The 20620-nt window shown below is 66.5% G+C and carries 24 protein-coding genes and 1 tRNA gene; 16 read left to right on the forward strand and 9 right to left on the reverse strand.

The window, feature by feature from the left end:
* The first annotated feature begins 8 nt into the window (after positions 1-8).
* Together AC3A3Q_RS13830 and AC3A3Q_RS13835 are read left to right on the forward strand one after the other, a co-directional pair.
* Positions 9-515 (forward strand): hypothetical protein, encoded by a 507-nt coding sequence (locus AC3A3Q_RS13830; protein ID WP_487586786.1) that lies wholly within the window; start codon positions 9-11, stop codon positions 513-515.
* Between the two features lie 35 nt (positions 516-550).
* The gene (locus AC3A3Q_RS13835) at positions 551-1036 is read left to right on the forward strand and encodes a hypothetical protein (RefSeq protein ID WP_487586787.1); all 486 of its coding nucleotides are present in this window, start codon (positions 551-553) and stop codon (positions 1034-1036) included.
* Between the two features lie 28 nt (positions 1037-1064).
* On the opposite strand, the gene hrpA is transcribed toward AC3A3Q_RS13835, so the two are convergent.
* Positions 1065-5036, reverse strand: a complete 3972-nt coding sequence (gene hrpA, locus AC3A3Q_RS13840) for an ATP-dependent RNA helicase HrpA (protein ID WP_487586876.1) — start codon at positions 5034-5036, stop codon at positions 1065-1067.
* A gap of 96 nt (positions 5037-5132) precedes the next feature.
* Here hrpA and AC3A3Q_RS13845 point away from each other — a divergent pair, with 96 nt between their 5' ends.
* The 3 genes from AC3A3Q_RS13845 to AC3A3Q_RS13855 all read left to right on the forward strand — a co-directional run bounded on the left by AC3A3Q_RS13845 (position 5133) and on the right by AC3A3Q_RS13855 (position 8138).
* On the forward strand, positions 5133-5678 hold the full coding sequence (locus tag AC3A3Q_RS13845) for a Dps family protein (protein ID WP_487586788.1): 546 nt from the start codon (positions 5133-5135) through the stop codon (positions 5676-5678).
* A 78-nt stretch (positions 5679-5756) separates the two neighbouring features.
* Positions 5757-7571 (forward strand): DNA helicase RecQ, encoded by a 1815-nt coding sequence (recQ, locus tag AC3A3Q_RS13850; protein WP_487586789.1) that lies wholly within the window; start codon positions 5757-5759, stop codon positions 7569-7571.
* A 123-nt stretch (positions 7572-7694) separates the two neighbouring features.
* Positions 7695-8138, forward strand: coding sequence for a GFA family protein (locus tag AC3A3Q_RS13855; protein ID WP_487586790.1), 444 nt, complete (start codon positions 7695-7697; stop codon positions 8136-8138).
* Positions 8139-8186: 48 nt separating this feature from the next.
* Here AC3A3Q_RS13855 and aqpZ read toward each other — a convergent pair whose 3' ends face one another.
* On the reverse strand, positions 8187-8894 hold the full coding sequence (gene aqpZ / locus AC3A3Q_RS13860) for an aquaporin Z (RefSeq protein ID WP_487586791.1): 708 nt from the start codon (positions 8892-8894) through the stop codon (positions 8187-8189).
* Between the two features lie 256 nt (positions 8895-9150).
* Here aqpZ and AC3A3Q_RS13865 point away from each other — a divergent pair, with 256 nt between their 5' ends.
* The 5 genes from AC3A3Q_RS13865 (at position 9151) to AC3A3Q_RS13885 (ending at position 12804) form a co-directional block, all read left to right on the forward strand.
* Complete coding sequence (locus AC3A3Q_RS13865) at positions 9151-9552, forward strand: hypothetical protein (RefSeq protein ID WP_487586792.1); 402 nt, start codon at positions 9151-9153, stop codon at positions 9550-9552.
* A 146-nt stretch (positions 9553-9698) separates the two neighbouring features.
* Complete coding sequence (locus AC3A3Q_RS13870; protein WP_487586793.1) at positions 9699-10898, forward strand: MFS transporter; 1200 nt, start codon at positions 9699-9701, stop codon at positions 10896-10898.
* A gap of 54 nt (positions 10899-10952) precedes the next feature.
* Complete coding sequence (locus AC3A3Q_RS13875) at positions 10953-11537, forward strand: TetR/AcrR family transcriptional regulator (protein WP_487586794.1); 585 nt, start codon at positions 10953-10955, stop codon at positions 11535-11537.
* A gap of 67 nt (positions 11538-11604) precedes the next feature.
* Positions 11605-11826 carry a DUF2798 domain-containing protein gene (locus AC3A3Q_RS13880; protein WP_487586795.1) on the forward strand — a complete coding sequence of 74 codons (222 nt, stop codon included), beginning with the start codon at positions 11605-11607 and terminating at the stop codon, positions 11824-11826.
* 36 nt (positions 11827-11862) lie between these two features.
* Complete coding sequence (locus tag AC3A3Q_RS13885; protein WP_487586796.1) at positions 11863-12804, forward strand: alpha/beta fold hydrolase; 942 nt, start codon at positions 11863-11865, stop codon at positions 12802-12804.
* A gap of 11 nt (positions 12805-12815) precedes the next feature.
* Here the strand turns inward: AC3A3Q_RS13885 and AC3A3Q_RS13890 are convergent, their stop codons facing one another.
* The 3 genes from AC3A3Q_RS13890 to AC3A3Q_RS13900 form a co-directional block, all read right to left on the reverse strand.
* Complete coding sequence (locus AC3A3Q_RS13890; protein ID WP_487586797.1) at positions 12816-13109, reverse strand: DUF1330 domain-containing protein; 294 nt, start codon at positions 13107-13109, stop codon at positions 12816-12818.
* 100 nt (positions 13110-13209) lie between these two features.
* Complete coding sequence (locus tag AC3A3Q_RS13895) at positions 13210-13920, reverse strand: SDR family NAD(P)-dependent oxidoreductase (RefSeq protein WP_487586798.1); 711 nt, start codon at positions 13918-13920, stop codon at positions 13210-13212.
* A gap of 147 nt (positions 13921-14067) precedes the next feature.
* A complete protein-coding gene (locus AC3A3Q_RS13900; RefSeq protein WP_487586799.1) occupies positions 14068-14961 on the reverse strand; it encodes a LysR family transcriptional regulator in 894 nt (297 codons plus the stop codon).
* 215 nt (positions 14962-15176) lie between these two features.
* Between AC3A3Q_RS13900 and AC3A3Q_RS13905 the strand changes: the two genes are divergently transcribed.
* The 6 genes from AC3A3Q_RS13905 to AC3A3Q_RS13930 all read left to right on the forward strand — a co-directional run bounded on the left by AC3A3Q_RS13905 (position 15177) and on the right by AC3A3Q_RS13930 (position 18146).
* Positions 15177-15611: a 3-dehydroquinate dehydratase gene (locus AC3A3Q_RS13905; protein ID WP_487586800.1), complete on the forward strand. Its 435-nt coding sequence runs from the start codon at positions 15177-15179 to the stop codon at positions 15609-15611.
* Positions 15612-15617: 6 nt separating this feature from the next.
* Positions 15618-15824, forward strand: coding sequence for a hypothetical protein (locus tag AC3A3Q_RS13910; RefSeq protein ID WP_487586801.1), 207 nt, complete (start codon positions 15618-15620; stop codon positions 15822-15824).
* A 97-nt stretch (positions 15825-15921) separates the two neighbouring features.
* Entirely contained in the window at positions 15922-16689 is a 768-nt protein-coding gene (locus AC3A3Q_RS13915) for a DUF3011 domain-containing protein (protein WP_487586802.1), read from the forward strand.
* 31 nt (positions 16690-16720) lie between these two features.
* Positions 16721-17128 (forward strand): g-type lysozyme inhibitor, encoded by a 408-nt coding sequence (locus tag AC3A3Q_RS13920; RefSeq protein ID WP_487586803.1) that lies wholly within the window; start codon positions 16721-16723, stop codon positions 17126-17128.
* Positions 17129-17145: 17 nt separating this feature from the next.
* Entirely contained in the window at positions 17146-17556 is a 411-nt protein-coding gene (locus AC3A3Q_RS13925) for a hypothetical protein (RefSeq protein WP_487586804.1), read from the forward strand.
* 92 nt (positions 17557-17648) lie between these two features.
* Positions 17649-18146, forward strand: coding sequence for a hypothetical protein (locus AC3A3Q_RS13930; RefSeq protein ID WP_487586805.1), 498 nt, complete (start codon positions 17649-17651; stop codon positions 18144-18146).
* On the opposite strand, the gene AC3A3Q_RS13935 is transcribed toward AC3A3Q_RS13930, so the two are convergent.
* The 4 genes from AC3A3Q_RS13935 to ybgF all read right to left on the reverse strand — a co-directional run bounded on the left by AC3A3Q_RS13935 (position 18134) and on the right by ybgF (position 20610).
* Positions 18134-18209: transfer RNA gene (locus tag AC3A3Q_RS13935), tRNA-Lys, on the reverse strand. The two genes, AC3A3Q_RS13930 and AC3A3Q_RS13935, sit on opposite strands and share 13 nt — an antisense overlap.
* A gap of 115 nt (positions 18210-18324) precedes the next feature.
* Positions 18325-19023, reverse strand: a complete 699-nt coding sequence (gene queC, locus AC3A3Q_RS13940; protein ID WP_487586806.1) for a 7-cyano-7-deazaguanine synthase QueC — start codon at positions 19021-19023, stop codon at positions 18325-18327.
* Positions 19024-19071: 48 nt separating this feature from the next.
* Positions 19072-19749 carry a 7-carboxy-7-deazaguanine synthase QueE gene (queE, locus tag AC3A3Q_RS13945; RefSeq protein WP_487586807.1) on the reverse strand — a complete coding sequence of 226 codons (678 nt, stop codon included), beginning with the start codon at positions 19747-19749 and terminating at the stop codon, positions 19072-19074.
* Positions 19750-19800: 51 nt separating this feature from the next.
* Positions 19801-20610, reverse strand: coding sequence for a tol-pal system protein YbgF (gene ybgF / locus AC3A3Q_RS13950; RefSeq protein ID WP_487586808.1), 810 nt, complete (start codon positions 20608-20610; stop codon positions 19801-19803).
* Between the last annotated feature and the right edge of the window lie 10 nt (positions 20611-20620).

Genomic DNA, 20620 nt, shown 5'->3' on the forward strand with positions numbered 1-20620 from the left:
AACAGCGCATGCGTTCGACCCGCCCCCGCAATACCTCGCTCCGCCTGTTCGCGCTGGCGGCACTGCTGCCCCTGGCCGGAGCGTCGTTCGCCCAGCAGAAGATCGAGCAGCAGATGAGCTACGAGCAGTTCAAGGCCGCCGGCCTGGACCGCCTGAGTCCCGAGCAGCTGGCCAATCTCAACGACTGGCTCGATGGCAAGCTCAAGGTCGAAACCGCCAAGGCCGCCGAGACCGCCAAGCAGAGCGGTGGCGACGAAGACCGCCGCGGCCTGTTCCTGGCCGCATCGCGCGAGCCGGTCGACGGCACGATCACCGGCAACTTCACCGGCTTCGGCAAGGGTCGCAGCTTCACGCTCGACAACGGCCAGGTGTGGCAGCAGATCGACGATGTCTCGCTCACCGGCGTCAAGGATGCCAACCCCAAGGTCAAGATCACGCCCAGCGTGATTGGTTCTGCGTGGTATCTGTCGATCGAGGGCTTCAACGCGCGCGCCAAGGTGCAGCGCGTCAAGTAACCGCCACTCAGTAGCTGCCACCAGGGGAATCGTCCATGCGCCTGTTGCTCGCCTGCATCGCCGTGTTCGTTGCTGCTTCTATCTCGCCCGGGCCAGCGCGTGCGGCAAAGGATTACGTTGCCCTGGAGCAGCGACTGAACGCCGAACAGATGCGCGCCACCGGCCTGGACACGCTGTCGCCCGAGCAGCTGACCCTGCTCAACCGCCTGCTCAGTCAGGAGCAGGGCGCGGCGGTGGAAGCCGCCGTGGCCGAGCGCGCCGCAGATGACGTCGGCCGGCGCGAGAAGCGCACGGCCGCAGCACCGGTCACGGCCAGCGTGCAGGGCGATGTCCGCGCCTGGTCGCGCGGCGACACGGTGGTGCTCGACAACGGCCAGCGCTGGCGCGTTGTCGAAGGCAACCTCTACCTGGGCAAGCCTGTGAGCAACCCGAAGGTCACGCTGACGCCGGGCTTCATGGGCGCCTGGTACCTGCAGATGGAAGGGCAGACGCCGCGCATGAAGGTGCAGCGCGCCGACTGAGCGACGCGCTGCGTTCCAGTGTTGCAAGTCAGCGGCGCAGTTGCGCCAGCCGCTGCGCCAGTCTCTTCGGCGATACGCCGCCGCGGGCGCCCAGTTCCTGCGCGAACAGCGACACGCGCAGCTCCTCCAGGTCCCAGCGCAGTGCCTGCCAGTCGGGCTGGTCGCCAGCACCTTCCTCCACGGCCCTGGCCAGTGCGTCGGCAAACGGCTTGATCTCGAGCATCCGCGCCTGGTCGCGTACCGGATCGCGCAGCGCGCGTTCGCCGCGCAGGGCCAATGCCTTCAGGTAACGCGGATACTCACGCAAGGCCTGCGCCGGAACGTTGCGCAGGAAGCCCGGCGGCGTCAACGACGCCAGGTGCGCGCGCATGTCGTCGAGGTTGCCGCTGGCCCAGCCCATCAGCGGCGACTCCAGTTTGGCGCGTGCTTCAGCGACGGCCCCCAGGATGGTCTCGGCCTGGCGCAGACGCTCCATCGCGTCGGCGAACAATTGCTTCGCGATGGCATCGCGGCGCGTGGCGAATGCGCCGGCGTCCCGGATGTCGAACAGCGCGGCGTCCGCATCATCGGAAGCAAGCGATGCGAACGCGCCATCGACCAGGTCCACGCGCAGGCGATCGCCCTCCTTCAGGCCATCGTTGCGTGGAGCCGCCGATTCGATCGCCGCGTACAACAATCCGGTTTTCGGCGTGACCGGCAACTGCTTGCGCGCCTGCTTGAGTTTGTCGGCCAGCGCGATCGCCAGCAGCCTGCGCACGCCGCGCGGATGCTCGCGGCGCGCGACTTCGGCTTCGGCATGCACGCGCAGCGACACGCTCTCGCCATCGTCGTGCAGCGCCGGGTACGCAGGGACACCGCCGGCGCCCGCCACAGAGACCGGAATCGGCGCATCGGGGAACGTCGTCAAGCCCTGTTGCGCCAGGCCGTCGGCGGCGCGGGCCGCGAAGGCCGCCGCCGCGCGTTCGCCGAAGCGACGACGCAGATCGTCGAGGTCGCGCGATTCGGCCAGCACGTTGCGACTCTCACCCTTGCCGCCGCCTTCGATCAGCTGCAGGTTCATGCGCAGGTGCGGCTCGAGCGCCGCCTCGTCGAAGTCGAGTGCCACAACCGCGACGCCGCCAAGCTTCGACAGGAAACGCGACAGCTCACCGGTGATGCTGTCAGCGCTGGCCTGCGGATGCGCCTCGAAGAAGGCCCGGGCGAAATCCGGCGCCGGCACGAAGTTGCGGCGCAAGGTCTTGGGCAGTGACTTGATCAGCGCCGCCGCCTTGTCGGCGACGAAGCCCGGTGCCAGCCATGACAACCTCACCGGATCGAGCGCGTTGAGCAGGTGCAACGGCACCGCGAGGGTCATGCCATCGTCGCTGGCACCGGGTTCGAACCGGTACTTGACCGCCAGTCGCGCATTGCCCAGCGAGAGGTACGGCGGGAAGCGCTGCGCATCGCTTTCGTCGACCACCATCAAGTCGGCCAGCGACCATTCCAGCGCGGCCTTCTCCGCCGGCGGCAACTTGCCGTACCAGGCATCGAGCGCCTGCGCGTTGTGCACGTGCGGCGGCAGGCGGTCGAGGTACCACTGCGCCATCCACTCCTCTTCGACGACCAGGCCACTGCGGCGCTGCTTGGCTTCCTCGTCGCGCGCCTTGGCGAGTGTGGTCAGGTTGCGCGCCAGGAACGCGCTCCGGGTGTTGATTTCGCCGGTGACCAGCGCATCGCGGGCAAAAATTACGCGACTTTCTTCGGGGAACAGCGCGCCGTAGTGCACCGGCCGCTTGGGTGCCAGCACCAAGCCAAACAAGCTGATCTGCTCGCTGCCGACCACCCGACCCTGCGATCGCGCCCAGCGCGGATCGTGCTGGCGACGGGCCAGCAGATGCGGCAGCTCGGCGATCACCCAGTCCGGCTCGATCGCGGCGTTGGTCAGCGACCACACTCGCTCGGTGTCGAGCAGCGTCGCCGACAACACCCACGGCGGCGGCTTCTTGGCCAGCGGCGAGCCCGGGAACAGCTGGAACTTGCGACCGCGCGGGCCGTCGTACTGGCCGCGCTCGCTGCGGAAGCCAATCTGCGTCGGCAGGCCGGCAAGCAGGGCACGGTGCAGCGTCGTGTACACCGCCTGGTCAAACTCGCCGGCACGCGGCTCGCTGTTCCAGTCCAGCTCATCGCCCATCAGCCTGAGCTGGCGGTGCAGCTCGCGCCACTCGCGCATGCGCAGGAAGCCGACGAAGTGCTTCTCGCACCAGCCACGCAGTTTCGACTGGGTGAGTTCCTCGTGTGCCGACTGGTAGGCCTCCCACAACTTGAGGATGCCGACGAACTCCGACTTGGGGTCGGCGAACTGCGCATGGGCGTTGTCGGCGGCGGCGCGCTGGTCGGCCGGACGCTCGCGCGGGTCCTGGATGCCCAGGAACGAGGCGATCACCAGCATCTCGCGCAGCACGCCGTGCTGGTTGGCGGCGACCAGCATGCGTGCCAGCTTCACGTCGACCGGCAGGCGCGACATCAGCTTGCCGGTGGGCGTGAGCTTGCGCGACTCGTCGACCGCGCCCAGCTCGCCCAGCTGCTGCCAGCCGTCGGCGACCGCGCGCGGGTCCGGCGGCTCCAGGAACGGGAACTCCTCGATGTTGCCCAGTCCCAGCGACAGCATCCGCAGGATCACGCCGGCCAGCGCGGCACGGCGGATTTCCGGATCGGTGTAGCGCGCCCGCGACAGGAAGTCGGCTTCGGAATACAGGCGGTAGCAGGTGCCTTCGCTGATGCGACCGCAGCGGCCCTTGCGCTGGTCGGCGCTGGCCTGGCTGATCGGCTCGATGTGCAGGCGGTCGAGCTTGCCGCGCGGGCTGTAGCGCTTGACGCGGGCCAGGCCGGGATCGACCACGTAGCGGATGCGCGGCACCGTCAGCGAGGTTTCGGCGACGTTGGTGGCCAGCACGATGCGGCGCTTGGGGCCGGGATTGAAGACGCGATCCTGGTCGCGCACAGACAGTCGCGCGTACAGCGGCAGCACTTCGGTTTCGCGGTACTTGCGCCGTTCCAGCGCCTGGTGGGCGTCGCGGATCTCGCGCTCGCCGGACAGGAAGATCAGCACGTCACCGCGCGGATCCTCGCGGGTGATTTCGTCGCAGGCGGCGACGATGCCGTCGTTGACGCTGCGATCGCGGCCCTGCTCACGGCCCTGCTCGCCGTCGTCCTCGCCCTCGCCGAGCGGGCGATAGCGCACCGAGACCGGATAGCCACGGCCTTCGACATTGACCACCGGCGCATCGCCGAAATGCTGGGCGAAGCGCTCGGTGTCGATGGTCGCCGAGGTGACGATGACCTTCAGGTCCGGGCGACGCTGCAGCAGCTGCTTGAGGTAGCCGAGCAGGAAATCGATGTTGAGGCTGCGTTCGTGCGCCTCGTCGATGAGGATGGTGTCGTAGCGCGACAGCCAGCGATCGGACTGGATCTCGGCCAGCAGGATGCCGTCGGTCATGAACTTGACCGCGGTCTGCTCACCGACATTCTCGGTGAACCGCACCTGGTACCCGACCGCGCCGCCGACCTGGGTCTTCAGCTCCTCGGCCACGCGCCGGGCCACCGCGCGCGCGGCGATACGACGTGGCTGGGTGCAGCCGATCATGCCGGCGGCGCCACGGCCGGCCGCCAGGCACAACTTGGGCAGCTGGGTGGTCTTGCCCGAGCCGGTTTCGCCGGCGATGACGATGACCTGGTGCTTGCGGATCAGCTCGACGATGCGTTCGGCTTCGGCCGCTATCGGCAAAGACGGGTCGACCGGCGCCTGCGGCAGCGCCGCGGCCCGCGCCTGGCGCTGCGCGACCGATGCGCTCAAGGCCTGGGCGAAGGCTTCGCGTGCGCGTTCGTCCGCCGGCTTGCCGCTCCAGCGCGACCACAGCCCTTGCAGTCGCCCACGGTCACGACTCAGCGCACCATCGATGGCGCGCCGGGCCTGGCGTAACGCGTTACTGACATCGGGCTGTCTAGACTGCGCCGGGTCCATTGATTTCATCGATCAGACTGCAAGCCAAAAACCATTTCAAATTGCGATCGGCGGCGTCTATTGTCGCCCGCAAACCTCAGCGTAGGGAGAAAAACAGTGGCTAAACAGAAAAGCGCCAAGTCCAAGTCCCCGGCCAAGACCGCGGCCACGGGGGTGGCCAGCTCCTCGGCCATCGATATCGGGATCAGCAGCGGCGATCGCAAGAAGATTGCAGAGGGCCTGTCGCGCTTCCTTTCCGACAGCTTCACGCTGTACCTGAAGACCCACAATTTCCACTGGAACATCACCGGGCCGATGTTCAACAGCCTGCACCTGATGTTCGAGGGCCAGTACACCGAGCAGTGGAACGCGCTGGACGAAACCGCCGAGCGCATCCGCGCCCTGGGCTTCAATGCCCCGGGTTCGTACGCCGAATTCATCCGCCTCAGCTCGATCCCCGAAGAGCCCGGCCTGACCGAGTCGCTGGACTGGCGCGAGATGGTTCGCCAGCTCACCGTCGGCAACGAGGCCGTGGCCCGCACTGCGCGCAAGGTGCTCAAGCTGGCAGATGACGCCGGCGACGACCCGACGGTCGACCTGATGACCCAGCGCCTGCAGACCCACGAGAAGTACGCCTGGATGCTGCGCTCGCTGCTGGAATGACCGTCCCTGACCCCTCTTCCGCATGCGGAAGAGGGGTTCTCCGACAGGCCGGCCCCTCGCGCCCGCTAAACTAGGCGCATGCCCGACCCCGCACTCGATCTGCTCCGCCGCATCTTCGGCCACCCTGCTTTCCGCGGCGAACAGGCGCAGATCGTCGAACACGTCAGCCGCGGCGGCGACGCCCTGGTGCTGATGCCCACCGGCGGCGGCAAATCCCTGTGCTACCAGCTCCCGGCCCTGCTGCGCGACGGCTGCGGCCTGGTCGTCTCGCCGCTGATCGCGCTGATGCAGGACCAGGTCGAGGCGCTGCGCCAGCTCGGCGTGCGCGCGGCCTACCTGAACTCCACGCTGGATGCGTCCACCGCCGCCGACGTCGAACGCCAGCTGCTGGCCGGCGAGCTCGACCTGCTCTACGTCGCCCCGGAGCGCCTGCTCACCGGTCGCTTCCTGTCGCTGCTCGAGCGTGCCCGGATCGGTCTGTTCGCGATCGACGAGGCGCACTGCGTCTCGCAGTGGGGTCATGACTTCCGCCCGGAATACCGTCAGCTCACCGTCCTGCACGAGCGCTGGCCCGGGATCCCGCGCATCGCCCTGACCGCCACCGCCGACGCGCCGACCCGGCGCGAGATTGCCGAGCGCCTGGCGCTGGAGGACGCACGGCAGTTCGTCAGCTCCTTCGACCGCCCCAACCTTCGCTACCGCGTCGTCCACAAGGACGGCGCCGGCGTGCGCCAGCTGCTGGACTTCCTGGCCGGCCATCGCGGCGAGAGCGGCATCGTCTACGCCTTCTCCCGCAAGCGCGTGGAGAGCGTCGCCGAGCAGCTGCAGGCCGCCGGCATCAAGGCCCTGCCCTACCACGCCGGCATGGACGCACAGGTGCGCGCCGGCAACCAGCGCCGCTTCCTGCAAGAAGACGGCGTGGTGATGGTGGCGACGATTGCCTTCGGCATGGGCATCGACAAGCCCGACGTGCGTTTCGTCGCCCACGTCGACCTGCCCAAGTCGATCGAGGGCTACTACCAGGAAACCGGCCGCGCCGGCCGCGACGGCGAACCGGCCGAACTGTGGCTGAGCTACGGCCTGGGCGACATGGTCAACCTGCGCACGATGATCCAGCAGGGCGAGGCCGGTGAGGATCGCAAGCGCCTGGAGCTGGGCAAGCTCGATGCCCTGCTCGGCTACTGCGAATCCACCCAGTGCCGCCGCCAGGCGCTGCTGGGCTGGTTCGGCGAACCGCATCCGGGCGCCTGCGGCAACTGCGACAACTGCCTGGAACCGCCCAGCAGCTGGGATGGCACCCAGGCCGCGCGCAAGGCGCTGTCGTGCGTGTACCGCACCGGACAGCGTTTTGGTGCCGGCCACGTCATCGACGTGCTGCGCGGCGCAGACACCGAGAAGGTGCGGCAATGGGGCCACGAGCGCGTGAGCACCTTCGCGATCGGCAACGACCTCGACGAGCGGCAGTGGCGCGGCGTGTTCCGCCAGCTAGTCGCCAACGGCCTGCTCGAGGCCGACGTCGAGCACCACGGCGCGCTGCGCCTGACCGCGGCCAGCGGCCCGGTGCTGCGCGGTGAACGCGAACTGCGTTTCCGCCACGAGGCACCCAAGCCGGCACGCGGGCGCAAGTCGCGCGGCGCGACCACGCTGCAGATGATCGAACTGGACGTCGATTCGCAGCTGCGCTTCGACGCGCTGCGCCACTGGCGTGCCGTGATGGCACGCGAGCAGAACGTCCCGGCCTATGTGATCTTCCACGACAGCACGCTGCGTGCGATCGCCGAAGCCGCGCCCGACGACCTCGACGAACTCGGGCGCATCCCCGGCATCGGTGCGAGCAAGCTCGACCGTTACGGCGAGGCCGTGCTGCAACACCTGTTCGACAGCGCGCCCTGACGGCGACGCCGGCCACACCCGCACCGGCGTATAAACGCAGCACATCCCGCGTTGAACCCGGCAACCCAGCACTATCCGCGCAGCAGTGTTGGCACCTGACTGCAGATCGCCACAGGAGGCACCATGCCCAATGACGTCCTGTACGAGGGCGGCTGCCTGTGCGGCGCCGTCCGCTACCGCGCCAGCGCCGAGCCATTGCGAGGCGTGATCTGCCACTGCCAGACGTGCCGCCGCCACTCCGGCGCACCCGTGCTGGCATTCGTCCATTTCCCGGTGGCATCGTTCCAGTGGACCGGCGCGCAGCCGAGCTGGTTTCGTTCGTCGCAGTTCGCGCAACGCGCATTCTGCGCCAACTGTGGAAGCACGCTGGGCATGCGTGAGGACGTCCTGGCAGATCGCGTGCAGGTGTCGATCGGCAGTCTCGATGAGCCCACGCGCGTGCGCATCGACGACCACGTATGGACGCAGTCGCGTTTGCCCTGGTTCGATACCCGCGACGAGCTGCCGCGCTTTGCCACCAGCAGCAACGCCGTGCCGAGCCTGGCCGGGCAGCCGCCGGGCTCGTGAACCGGAAGTCCCCACGCACGACGACGCGCGTGCGTGGGGACCCAGGCTTCAACTCTTGAGACCGCGGTGGGCGAGGCCGCCCAGCACGCCGCCCATGATCGGCGCCAGCCAGAACAGCCACAACTGGCTCATCGCCCCACTGCCGGCAAACAGCGCCATGCCGGTCGATCGCGCCGGATTTACCGAGGTGTTTGTCACCGGGACGCTGATCAGGTGGATCAGCGTCAGCGCCAGGCCGATCGCGATCGGCGCGAAGCCGGCCGGCGCACGGCCGTCGGTGGCACCGAGGATCACGATCAGGAACATCGCCGTCAGCACCACTTCGCACAGCATCGCCGATGCCATGTCGAAACCGCCGGGCGACAGCGCGCCGTAACCGTTGCTGGCGAATGCGCCCGGCGCGTCGAGATCGATCACGACCTGCGCGCTGCCAGTTGCGATCTGCTGGATGACCCAGGCGGCGGCAATCGCACCGAGCACCTGTACCACCGCATAGGGCAGCACATCACGGGCCGGGAATCGTCCAGCCGCAAACAGGCCGACGCTGACCGCCGGATTGAAGTGTCCGCCGGAGATGTGGCCCAGCGCATACGCACCAGTCAACACCGTCAGGCCGAACGCCAGTGACACACCGAGCAGTCCGATTCCCAGCGGATTGCCATCGCCACCAAAATGGGCGGCAAGCACGGCGCTTCCGCAGCCGCCGAGCACCAGCCAGAACGTGCCAATGAACTCGGCCGACAGTCGTTTGATCATGCAATTTCTCCCGGCGCACGCGCCACTGATGTAGTTGGTTTGCGCAGGCATGCTGCAAGCGCAGGCGCGACAGCGTAGGTGGCGCGTCGTGGCTGTTTCCATCAGGAGATTCTCAAGCGCATGCGCAACGTCAGCCGTCGTTCACCGGTTCGGCGTGCAGGCACGTGCACTGCTTGAGACTGTTCCTATGTGATCACGCATGCATGCTCGCCAGAATTGCGTCCACGCGTCATGCCCGACGCGCCGGAAGGAACGCATGAGCAACATCACGTACAAGGTGGCGATCGCCATCGTGGCGCTGGCCACGGCGTCGGCGATGATCTTCGTTGGCAGTTTCGAGAACCGCACTCGCCGCTGCCTAGATGACCCCAGCCCCGGTGACATCTACATGGCTCGCATCAACGCACTGCATGGCGCCACTGCGGCGCCTGCGGTGTACGGACTGATGCGCGTGGAGGAAGTCTTCCCCGACCGGGTCATGGCGCATCCGGCCATGGACAGCTCCGCCAGCAAGCAACGCGTCTACCGCGACCTGAAGCGCGCCGTCGCCGACGGGATCCGTTACGACATGAGCACGGACATCGAGATCGCGCGCGACGACCTGGCCAGCCTGCACGCGCGCGGGATCATCGTGGTGGCGAAGAACCCGGGGACCTGATCGCCCCATCCGGCGCCGCGCATGCCACTGCCGGGTCCCCTGTCGATTCGCGCTGCCGTGGTTCGTCTCCCTGGTATCTGCCATGAGGAGATTCGCCCATGCAAGGATCCCCCTCCCAAGGATCCCGCCCCGCCGCCCCACAGGCCATGGACCGCAACTGGGGGCTCGTCGCCGCCGGTGCGCTGCTGGGCTGCGTCGCGATCGGCACGATCTTCGCCCTGGCGGTGCTGCTGGCGCCGATGGGCGCCGCGACCGGCTGGTCGCGCGCCGGCCTCTCCAGCGCCATGACCCTGGCCTTCATCAGCGGCGCCTTCGGCAGCTTTGGCTGGGGCATGCTCAGCGACCGTTTCGGGCCGAGGGTCGTGGTTCTGGCCGGGTCGATATTGCTGGGCCTGTCATGCGTACTGGCCAGTCTTGCCGGCAGCCTGCTGCAGTTCCAGCTTGCCTACGGCGTGTTGCTGGGTCTGGCGACGTCGAGCTTCTTTGCTCCGGTGATCGCCGCCACCGCAGCGTCCTTCGACCGGCATCGGAACCTGGCCATCTCGCTGGTCTCGGCCGGCGTGGGCGTGGCGCCGATGACGATGTCGCCGCTGGTGGCATGGCTGATCAGCCACTACGACTGGCGCGAGACGTTGGTGATCGTCGGCATCGTGGCATGGGCACTGACACTGCCGGCCGTGTGGTTCGTCCGCGCCGCGCCTGTAACTGCGGACCACGCGATCGCACCAACGCAGCGGATGACTGCCGCGCAGGCGCTGCGCTCGCGGCCGTTCATCGTGCTGGCACTGGCGTTCTTCGCCTGCTGCGCAGCCCATTCCGGACCGATCTTCCACACTGTCAGTTATGCGGTCGGATGCGGCCTCAGCGTCACTGCAGCAGTCACCATCTACAGCATGGAAGGTGCGGCCGGACTCGGCGGCCGCTTGTTGTGCGGCACCCTCGCCGATCGCATCGGCGCCAAGCCGGTGCTGGTGGTCGGGTTGCTCGTTCAGGCCTTCGCCGCAGTGATGTATCTCAAGGTCAGCCAGATCGATGGTTTCTATGCCGTCGCGATCGTCTTTGGCATGGCCTATGGGGGCACGATGCCGCTGTATGCCTCCTTGGCGCGCGATGCATTCAGTCCCGCGATCCTCGGCACCGTACTTGGCGCGATGAACATGCTCTCCAGTCTCGGCATGGCGACTGGCCCGCTGATGGGCGGATGGTTGTTTGACCGCTTCGGCAGCTACACGTGGCTTTACGTAGGCTCGATGGCCGTCGGCCTGGCGGCAGCGGCGATCGCCATGCTGTTTCCTAACGCGCCGGCAGAACGCGACCAGGACGGCCTCAGGCCAGCGCCAGCCTGAACGGGGGACTGGAAGGTGTTGACAGCAAATACCGATCGGTATATTTTCGCCGCCATGAACAAGGCGCAAAGAACCCGCAACCTGATCGTCGAGAAGACCGCACCGGTCTTCAACGTGAAGGGCTATGCCGGCACGTCCCTGGCCGACATGGAAGCCGCCACCGGGCTGACCAAGGGCAGCATCTACGGCAACTTCGCCAACAAGGAAGAAGTGGCCCTGGCCGCCTTCGAACACAACTGGGCGCAGGCGCAGGCTACGGTCCGTGCGCACATGGATCGCCACGCTTCCAACAAGGACAGGCTGCTGGCCATCACCGGTGCCTACACCAGGCTGCCCAGCGGATTTCCAGAAGGCGGCTGTCCCCTGCTCAATACCGCCATCGAGGCCGACGACACCCACCCTGCCCTCAGGGAGAAAGCCAAGGCGGCGTTCCTGGGCTGGAAGAAGCATCTGGTCGCGGTCATCGAGGCAGGGATCGCCGACGGTGAGTTCCGCAAGGACATCGACGCGGAGCAGACCGCGGTGACGCTGATCGCCACGATCGAAGGCTCCATCATGCTGTCTCGCCTGACTGGCAACAGCAAGTACAGCAAGCTCGTCATGTCGGCGGTGGAAAGCTCCATCGTCGCCCTGACCTGAAGTCACTCTGACCCCGTTTTTTTTGACCACGAATATACCGCTCGGTATCTCCAGCCAGGATCACGCCATGAACACCCACCTCAAACGCAAGATCGCCTTCGCCCTTTCGATGGGCGTAGTCACCACGGGCATCATTTCCTTCGCGCTTCTCGCCCTCAATCTCGGCTTCACCGAGAACTTCGCCCTGACATGGCTGCGCTCGTGGGGCATCGGCTACCTGATCGTGATTCCCGCGATCCTGCTGGTCGGCCCGCGCCTGCAGGCGCACGTCGATCGGCTGATCCCGTAGCCCTGCACCGAGGCAACTGGCGTGTCCAAGCCATCCTTGAAGAACCTGATCGGGAGCATTCTCATGACCGGCACCCTGATTGCATCCGGCTGCGCCCATGATCCCGGCAAGCCGCAGCCGAAAGCGGACATCGGAGTCGTCGAGATCGACAGGGACATGTCGTTGCGCAACCTGGTCGTGCACAACGCGGCGGCGAAAGGAACCGTGCTCCTGCTGCACGGCTTTCCCGAGACCGTGTATGCCTGGAAGGAAATCGCCATCGACCTGGGCGACGACTACGAAGTGCACGCCTTCGACTGGCCGGGCTACGGGCTTTCCTCCCGTCCGGCCGCCGACAGGTTCTCCTATGCCCCCGCGGACTATGCAAGGGTGCTCAGGCAATACATCGACAAGGCGGGCATCGACCGCTCGAACCTGACGATCTACGCAACCGACATAGGTGCGCTGCCGGCGCTGCTGCTCGCCCTTGAACAGCCTGACATCGCGCGGACGATCATCGTCGGCGACTTCGCGCCGTTCGACCGGCCCCAGTACATGTACGAGAGCCTGCAGAACCTCAAGGGCGGCCCGGCCGCGGAACCGACCCGGGCATACATGAACGGCCATCGCGACGAGATCCTGGCCAATACGTTCTACCGGGGCCTCTCCGACGATGCGCGGTACGGGATATCACCGGAGTTCCGCGACGACATGGCGCGCGGATGGAGCCAGGGCAACATGACGTCGGTGGATGCCTTCGCCCACTACTACTCCCGTTTCACCCGCGACCAGCAGTACTTCGAGTCGAATATCGCCCGGCTCAGGACGCCGGTGAAGGTGGTCTGGGGCGAGAAGGACCTCTACATCAACCAGGCAATGGCGACGGAGTTCAGCGCGAAGGCCCACCTCGAACTCACCGTGCTGCCCGGCATCGGCCACTACCCGCATCTGCAGGACCGCAAGCGCACCGTCGAGGAGATCCGCTCGTCGTTCCACTGAGGCCCGGTGCGCTAACCGGTGCCCTCGACGATGCGCACATCGCGCTCGGCGGCGCCGACCAGATGGGTGAGTGACGCCTGGTAGTCGGCGCTCTCGTAGGCCGCTACCGCCGACTGCAGGCTGTCGAACTCGACCAGCACCAGGCGCGACGACAGACCTTCTTCGTACGCCCTCGCCGGGACGCCTGCCGCCAGGATGCGCCCTCCATGGGCAAGGATCGCGTCGGTGCCGGGTGCGATATAGCGCTCCACCGCGGCCGCATCGCTGACCGACTTCCACGCGATGATCCAGTAACCCTTTTTCATTGAGAACCTCCGCGGCGGCCTCGCGGCCGCCATATCCTGTGAACCACCGGGCCGTGACATCTGGCGGCCAACCGAAGGCCGCCAGACACAACACCTTGCATCAGTGACCGGCGCTCTGGCCACCGTCAACGTGCAGGATCTCACCGGTCACGAACGTGGCCGCATCGAGATAGAGCACTGCCTGCACGACATCGCCGATGTCGCCCATGCGACCGACCGGGTGCAGCGCCGACAGCCACTCGTGGGTTTCCGGAGCGTGCATCGGGGTCTTGATGACGCCAGGCGAGACCGCGTTCACACGCACGCCACGCTTGGCGTACTCGATGGCAAGCGACTTGGTGGCTGCATTGAGCCCGCCCTTGGTCAGCGAGGCGAGCACCGACGGCACACCGTCGATGGCGTGGTCGACCAGGCTGGTGGTGATGGTGACCACGTGGCCCGAACCCTGCTTCTCCATCTGCGCAGCAGCGAGCTGGGTGATGTTGAAGAACCCGCCGACATTGACCGCGATGGCGCTGGCGTAGTCGTCCTGCGTGTACTGCGTGAACGGCTTGGCGTTGAAGATGCCGGCGTTGTTGACCAGCGTGTCGATGCGACCGAACCTGGCCAGGCCTTCGCGCACGATCCGCTCGGCGACTTCGCGATCGGCGATATCGCCGGCCACCGTCAGGATGTCGGGATCATTGGACGGCTTAATGTTGCGCGAGTTGGCGATGACGCGATAGCCGCGATCCCGGAACGCCTGCACCACACCGGCACCGATGCCTTGCGATGCGCCAGTGACGATAGCTACTTTGCTTGAACTGCTCATGATGTTCGTACTCTTGGATGTGAGGGAGGATCGGAGCCGGAAACCGCTTGGCTACCGACGAACCTCAATCTAGGAGCACGGGTGCTGTTTGCGAATCGCCGCACTCCGGCAGCTACCCTTCCACTTCCCGGAACAATTGCTTCCGCGCTACGCGGTCAGCCGGGCGAAGCCCGCTCGCAGGCGCGGCAAGGCGAAGTCGACGAAGGCCCGCACCTTCGGCACGGCGAGGCGGCCATAGGGCGAGACCAGGTGGACCGGCAGCGGCGCCGGCTCCGAGTCCTCCAGGACGATCTGCAGGTCGCCCTGCTCTACCTCAGCGGCTACGTGGTACGACAGCAGGCGGACGACGCCGTGGCCTTCGACCGCCGACGCGATCGCGGCGCGGACGTTGTTGACCACCAGTCGCGGAGTGAATGAAACCGAACGGGCGATCGACGATCCTTCTGGCGGCGGAAAGCTCCAGGCATCCAGCCCCATGTGCGCCATGGCGATGATCTGATGCTTGGCGAGGTCCCCCGGCTCCGCAATTCGTGGATGCGTCGAAAGGTAGCGTGGCGAAGCCACCAGCACGCGACGCGCCTCGCCGACGCGTTGGGCAACCAGGGTGGAGTCGGCCAGGTGCGAGATGCGCAAGGCCAGGTCCATGCCTTCGTCGATCAGATTGACCGGTCGTTCCAGCAGGTGCATGCGCACATTGACCGTCGGGTACTCGTCGATGAAGGCATCGACGACCGGGCGGAGGATCTCCACGCCGACAAAGACGGTCGAGGTGATCGTGAGCGTGCCGCGCGGAACCGAGCGTTCTCCGGCGGCCTGCCGATCGGCCTCTTCCAGATCGGCAAGCACCTTGCGGCATGCAGTGGCGTAGCGCTCGCCTGCTTCGCTGAGCTTGATCGACCGCGTCGTCCGGTGCAGCAGCGGCACGCCCACATGCGCCTCCAGCGAGGCGACGGCGCGGCTCACCGCGGCAGGCGAGCGGCCCGTCCTGCGACTGGCGCCGGCCAGGCTGCCTTCGTCCAGTGCGGCAATGAAGATCTTCATTGCTTCGATGCGATCCATGTGGGCGAACGCTCGAGGGGAGCCTGACGCATCGTACCGCGCCAGGTGGCCGGGACGTGCGTCGCTACCGACGCCCCCGGCTTCGCCACGCACAGGGCAGCGAATTTACGCGCCGCTTACGACGGCGAGCCGGTCTGCGAATGGAGGATTTACGGCCCCTCGCCGGAGACTGCGCACTGGTCACAACGGAGTGAACGATGTCCATCGCCATTCTCGCCGCCCCCGACGGCGCTCGATCCGGTGCCCATGGCCTTCCACGGGAAGTCGTGTCGCAACTCGTCGAAAGGGCGTCCCTTGCCGGCAAGACAGTCGCGGTGTTCAGTTGCCGCGACATGTCGGACGTCCTGGATCGCCTGCGCCACATCGATGGCAGGAACACCGAGTTCCTGCTGCTCGACCCGGGCCCGGCCGCGAACCTCAACGGTGAACTCGACGCCGCGCTCCAGCGCTCAGGTGTCCCGTACATCGAAGTGCACGCCGACGGAGACGGATCTCCCGGGCACAGCTGCGCCGGCAACCCGCTCAACGTCATCGACGGTTATGGCGCACAAGGCTATGTGCTTGCGCTTTCGATCGCACTGGAGCGGCTGGGTTGCAGCGAGTGCGAGAACAACATCCACGTGGGTACCTGATCCGCCATGCGCTACTGCTACTTCGCCGACTACGAGATCCAGCTGAGTGACCATCTGCGAATCTGGGGCCAGTCGACCCTGGTGTACACGGTTGCACCGGGCGATGAACTGGATCCGGCGGACGTGCTGGTCCGCATCCGCGCGCAGGCAGCCGATACCCATGCCGTCAAGCCGGCGCAAGTGCGCGTTCGCGGCCTGAGCCGGCTGGATTGACGTGGTTCATTCAACCTTGCGAGTCGGATGACATCACATCCGGATCACTTTTCCGTGCCTATCGTCTGCTGCCTTGGCGGGCTTATGGAGGTGGTCCATGCAGGTGTCTTCCGCGTTGCTTGGAACGGTCCTCGCCACGGCAGTCGCAGCAGCCGCGCCCGGCATCGCGCTCGCGCAGTCACCCGCCAACCAGCTGGCCGACCTGAACTACCAGGACATAGGCTGGAGCCGTAGCGAGCTGCTCAAGCGCGGCTACCTGCAACGTTCCCAGGACGGATCGGGCTACGAGTACTGGTGGAACAACGGCCAGAACCAATGCGTGGTGGTCCGATCGGAAGGCGGCAAGGTGATGTCGGCGACGAACACCGGGCCGATCGACTGTGGCCAGCAGGCTTCCGGCGGCGGCAACAGCAGCAACAACACAGCCGCCGCCATTGCCGTTGGCGCGATAGCGATTCTCGGCATCGCCGCCCTCGAGCACAAATCGCACCACCACGACGACGCACAGCACGACAACAGCAGCGCCAGCGAGGCTGATTTCGAACGTGGTTACCGCGATGGCCTGTACAACCAGCCCTACAACGCGCAGCGCGCATCGACCGATTACGGCAACGGCTATTCCTCCGGCCAGAAGGATCGTGTCCAGCGGACCAGCTATCGCGGACAGTCTTCCGGTGGCGCCAGCGAAGTAACTTGCGAGTCGACCCACGGCGGCCGCAACGAGTGCGACATGAATACCGCAGGCTCGGTACGCGTGGTCCGGCAGCTCAGCAAGGCCGATTGCACCGAAGGTGTGTCGTGGGGCCTGTCCCGCCATAGCGTCTGGGTCGACGATGGCTGCCGCGCCGTGTTCCGCAAGGACTGAATTGCTTCCATCCACTCTGCCGGAATCCATCATGAAGCCGCTCATTGCCACTCTCGCTTTCTTCCTGATCGCTTTCGCGACCGCTTCGATCGCGCAGGACAAGGTATCGACGGTCCCGGTTGCATTCGCCAAGGGCAGCAGCAATGCCTCGCTGAAGGGAAACCTCGGCGGATACGACAGCGTCAACTACACACTCGGGGCCAAGTCTGGCCAGACGATGACCGTGAAGATTTCCGGAAGCAGCAATGCCAACTTCAATGTCTTCGCTCCGGGCGACCGCCCCGGATCGTCAACCGCATTGGGGAGCGGCAGCGTGGGTTCCAACTGGAGCGGGAAGCTGCCCGCGTCCGGTACGTACACGATCCAGGTGTACCAGATGCGCGCATCGGCTCGCCGAGGTGCGCAGGTGCCCTTCACCATCGCGTTCCAGATCCATTGACCCGCTGGGTGAGTGGTGTGATCACCGCTGCCAGACTGCTGTTGTGGTCGGCCGTGTACGCCCTGGCCGTGGTCTGGGGCGGCGAGTGGCTATTCGATCAACTGGCGTCGCGACCTTTCACGATGGGGACCGAGGTCGAGCCGCGCTGGGTCCGCACCGCGCTGGCGTTCGCGCCCTTCGCCGCGTTCGCGATCTGGGTGGTCGTGCGCGGCGCAACGCGGGTCGACAAGGCCTGGGGTTGGGGCCTGCTGGCATCGCTGGCGTTCTGGGGTTGGTACTACGTGGACGGCCTGTTGAATACGGGCGGCGGCGCCAACATCGGTCTGGGGCTGCTCATGATGATCTCGCCCGTGCCGGTGTTCATGGTGCTGTGGCTGGTGGCTCGAAAGTCCCAGGCAGCGGGATCGACCAGTTCGTCTCGCAAGTGAACTCGTTGAGACGGCCTCGGGCGATCGCGGGCCCAATAGCCCGAGTCGCCTTGGGCCGTGCTACCGTCGCGCGACCAAGGTTGGGGGCCTGCATGATCCTGCGCAGTTCAGTTGCATTGGGAATGCCTTTTCTGCTCGCTGGATGCATGACCATGGCCTACATGGAATGCTCCCTGATGCACAAACCAGAGGCGCCCGCAGACAAGCACCGGGAGTTCCCGTTCGTCGTCGAGTTCGAACGACAGGGAGTCAGGGGCGTCCATCGCGACACGCAAATCTGCGATTACCAGGGCGTCTCGCAAGGGCCCGATTGCAGCGCCTCGCACTTCTGGCGGGGGCGTCTGCTGAGCGGTGCATCCGATGTCACGCTGATCAGTTCGCCCGAGCTTCAGGTCAGGTACGTCACCGGGTCCTGTGAAGACCGGGTGTCGACGACTTACCATCCGGAGATGCGCCGAGATGCCTACGTCAGGGGCGCCGACGGGATCAAGCGGCTGCTCAACGAAACCGAACTCATGCAGAAGTACGGAATCAGGATCACCGCGTTTCGGGTGACCGAGTCCGACGCCGGACGAGTTGGTGGGCCGTGATGGATTCGAACCATCGACCAGCGGATTAAAAGTCCGATGCTCTACCGACTGAGCTAACGGCCCACTTGGAACTTTCCGGCGCTCGCGATGGTTGCGGGCGGTGCGCCCGGCCTTGCGCCGGGGCGTGCATTCTAGCGCACGGCGCCGTCGCGATGCAGTGTGCGGCGGCGTCCGTCGTTCATACGTAACGCGTCGGGTCGGGGACGCCGGCCGCGATGAACCCTTCCGAACGCAGGCGGCACGCGTCGCAATGGCCGCAGGCGCGGCCCTGGTCGTCGGCCTTGTAGCAGGAGACGGTCTCGGCGAAGTCCACGCCCAGGCGCATGCCCTCGCGGACGATGTCGGCCTTGCTCATGAACTGCAGCGGCGCGTGCACGCGCAGGCCGGCGCCTTCCACGCCCGCCTTGGTGGCGAGGTTGGCCAGGTTTTGGAATGCGGCGATGAACTCAGGTCGGCAATCCGGGTAACCGGAGTAGTCGACCGCATTGACGCCGCAGAAGATGTCGGCCGCGCCCAGCACTTCGGCCCAGCCCAGCGCGACCGAGAGCATGATCGTGTTGCGCGCCGGCACGTAGGTCACCGGGATCGCGTCCTTGGCCGCGGCCTGGCCGATCGCGTGGCCATCGTCGTCGGTCGGCACCGAGATGGTTTCGTCGGTAAGCGCCGAGCCACCGATGCTGCGCAGGTCGACGTTGACCGTCTTGTGCGCAACCGCGCCGAGCGATTTCGACACGCGGTCGGCGGCATCGAGTTCGGAGGTGTGGCGCTGGCCGTAGCGCACGCTCAGCGCATGCACGGCGAAGCCCTGCTCGCGCGCGATCGCGATGACCACGGCGGAGTCCATCCCGCCCGATACCAGGACAACAGCGTTCTTCATCTGATTGGCTTCCACTGGGGAGTCACCGCGGAACGAAACCGGACGCCGTCAGCGGCCCGGTTCGTCGTTCCACAGGATCTTGTGCAACTGCAGCTGGAACCGCACCGGCAACCTGTCGGCGACGATCCAGTCGGCCAGGTCGCTGGGCTTGATCTGGGTGAAGCTGGGCGAGAACAGTACATCGCAGACCGCGGTGAGGCCGTGTTCGGCAACGATGCCCTTGGCCCAGTCGTAGTCCTCGCGCGAACAGATCACGAACTTGACCTGGTCGTGTGGGGTCAGCAGCGGCAGGTTCGACCACAGGTTGCGGTGGACCTCCATCGACCCCGGCGTCTTGATGTCGAGGATGCGCGAGACGCGGGTGTCGACCTGGCTGATGTCGATCGCGCCGGAGGTCTCCAGCGACACTTCGTAACCGGCGTCGCACAGTCGCTGCAGCAGGCCGATGCAGCGCTTCTGCGAGAGCGGTTCGCCACCGGTGACGCAGACATGGCGGGCGCCGTGGCCGGCGACTTCCTCGAGGATGTCGTCGATCTGGTGCCACTCGCCGCCGTGGAAGGCGTAGGCGGTGTCGCAGTACTGGCAGCGCAGCGGGCAGCCGGTCAGGCGCACGAACACGGTCGGCCAGCCGATGGCGCGGGCTTCGCCCTGCAGGGACAGGAAAATCTCGGTGATCCGCAGCCGGTCCGGCGACGCTGCGGCCGCTTCGGCGGGGAGTGCGTTCATTGCTGCGATTTTAAAGGATCTTGCCGGGCAGTACCCGACCTTTCAGGTCTTTCAGCGCAGCCGGCCGAGCTGGATCGCGTTGAGGCGGTCGCTGGCGGTGCGGGCGGCGTCGGAGCCGGGGTATTTCGCCGAAACCTCGGCCAGCGTGCGCTCGGCCGCTTCGACCTGCTTGAGCCCGAACTGCGACAGGCCGACCTTGAGCATCGCGCCCGGAGCCTTGTCGTGGGTCGGGAAACGGTCCAGCAGGGACTGGAACTGGATCTGCGCCAGTTCGTAATTCTGGGTGACGTAGTAGCTCTCGCCGAGCCAGTACAGCGCATTAGGCGCGTAGGCGCCTTGCGGGTAGGTCTCGACGAAGGCCTGGAACAGGCGCGAGGACTCGACGTAGTCGCCGCTCTTGAGTGCGCTGAAGGCGGCATCGTAGGCCGAGCGCTCGTCGGCGCCCTGGGCCAGTGCGCCCTTGTCGCCGTAGACCGCCGGTGGGCGGTCCTTGGCCGATGCGGACGGCGCCGCGGGCTTGGTCTTGGCCGGTGCCGCCGGTGCCGGGGTTCCGGTGGCCGGAGGAGCAACCGCGCCGCTCTCGATCCGGTTGATGCGGCCGTCGAGGTCGAGGTACTGGGCCTTGCCGCTTTCCAGCAGCTGGTTGTTCTGCTGCTGCAGTTCTTCGATCTGCGAACGCAGGGCCTGCACTTCGCTGCGCAGCTGGCTGACCTGGTTGAGCAGGTCGACATTGCCCTGGTTGTTGGCGGCCTGCTGCTCGAGCACGGCCACGCGGTCAGCCAGGCTGGCCCGCTGCGCGACAGCGGGCGCGGCGACCACGAGGGTCGCCGCGAACGCCATGGCAAGTAACGTCTTGCGCATCATCGCCGGA

The organism is Lysobacter sp. Soil_C_59 (assembly GCF_057656415.1).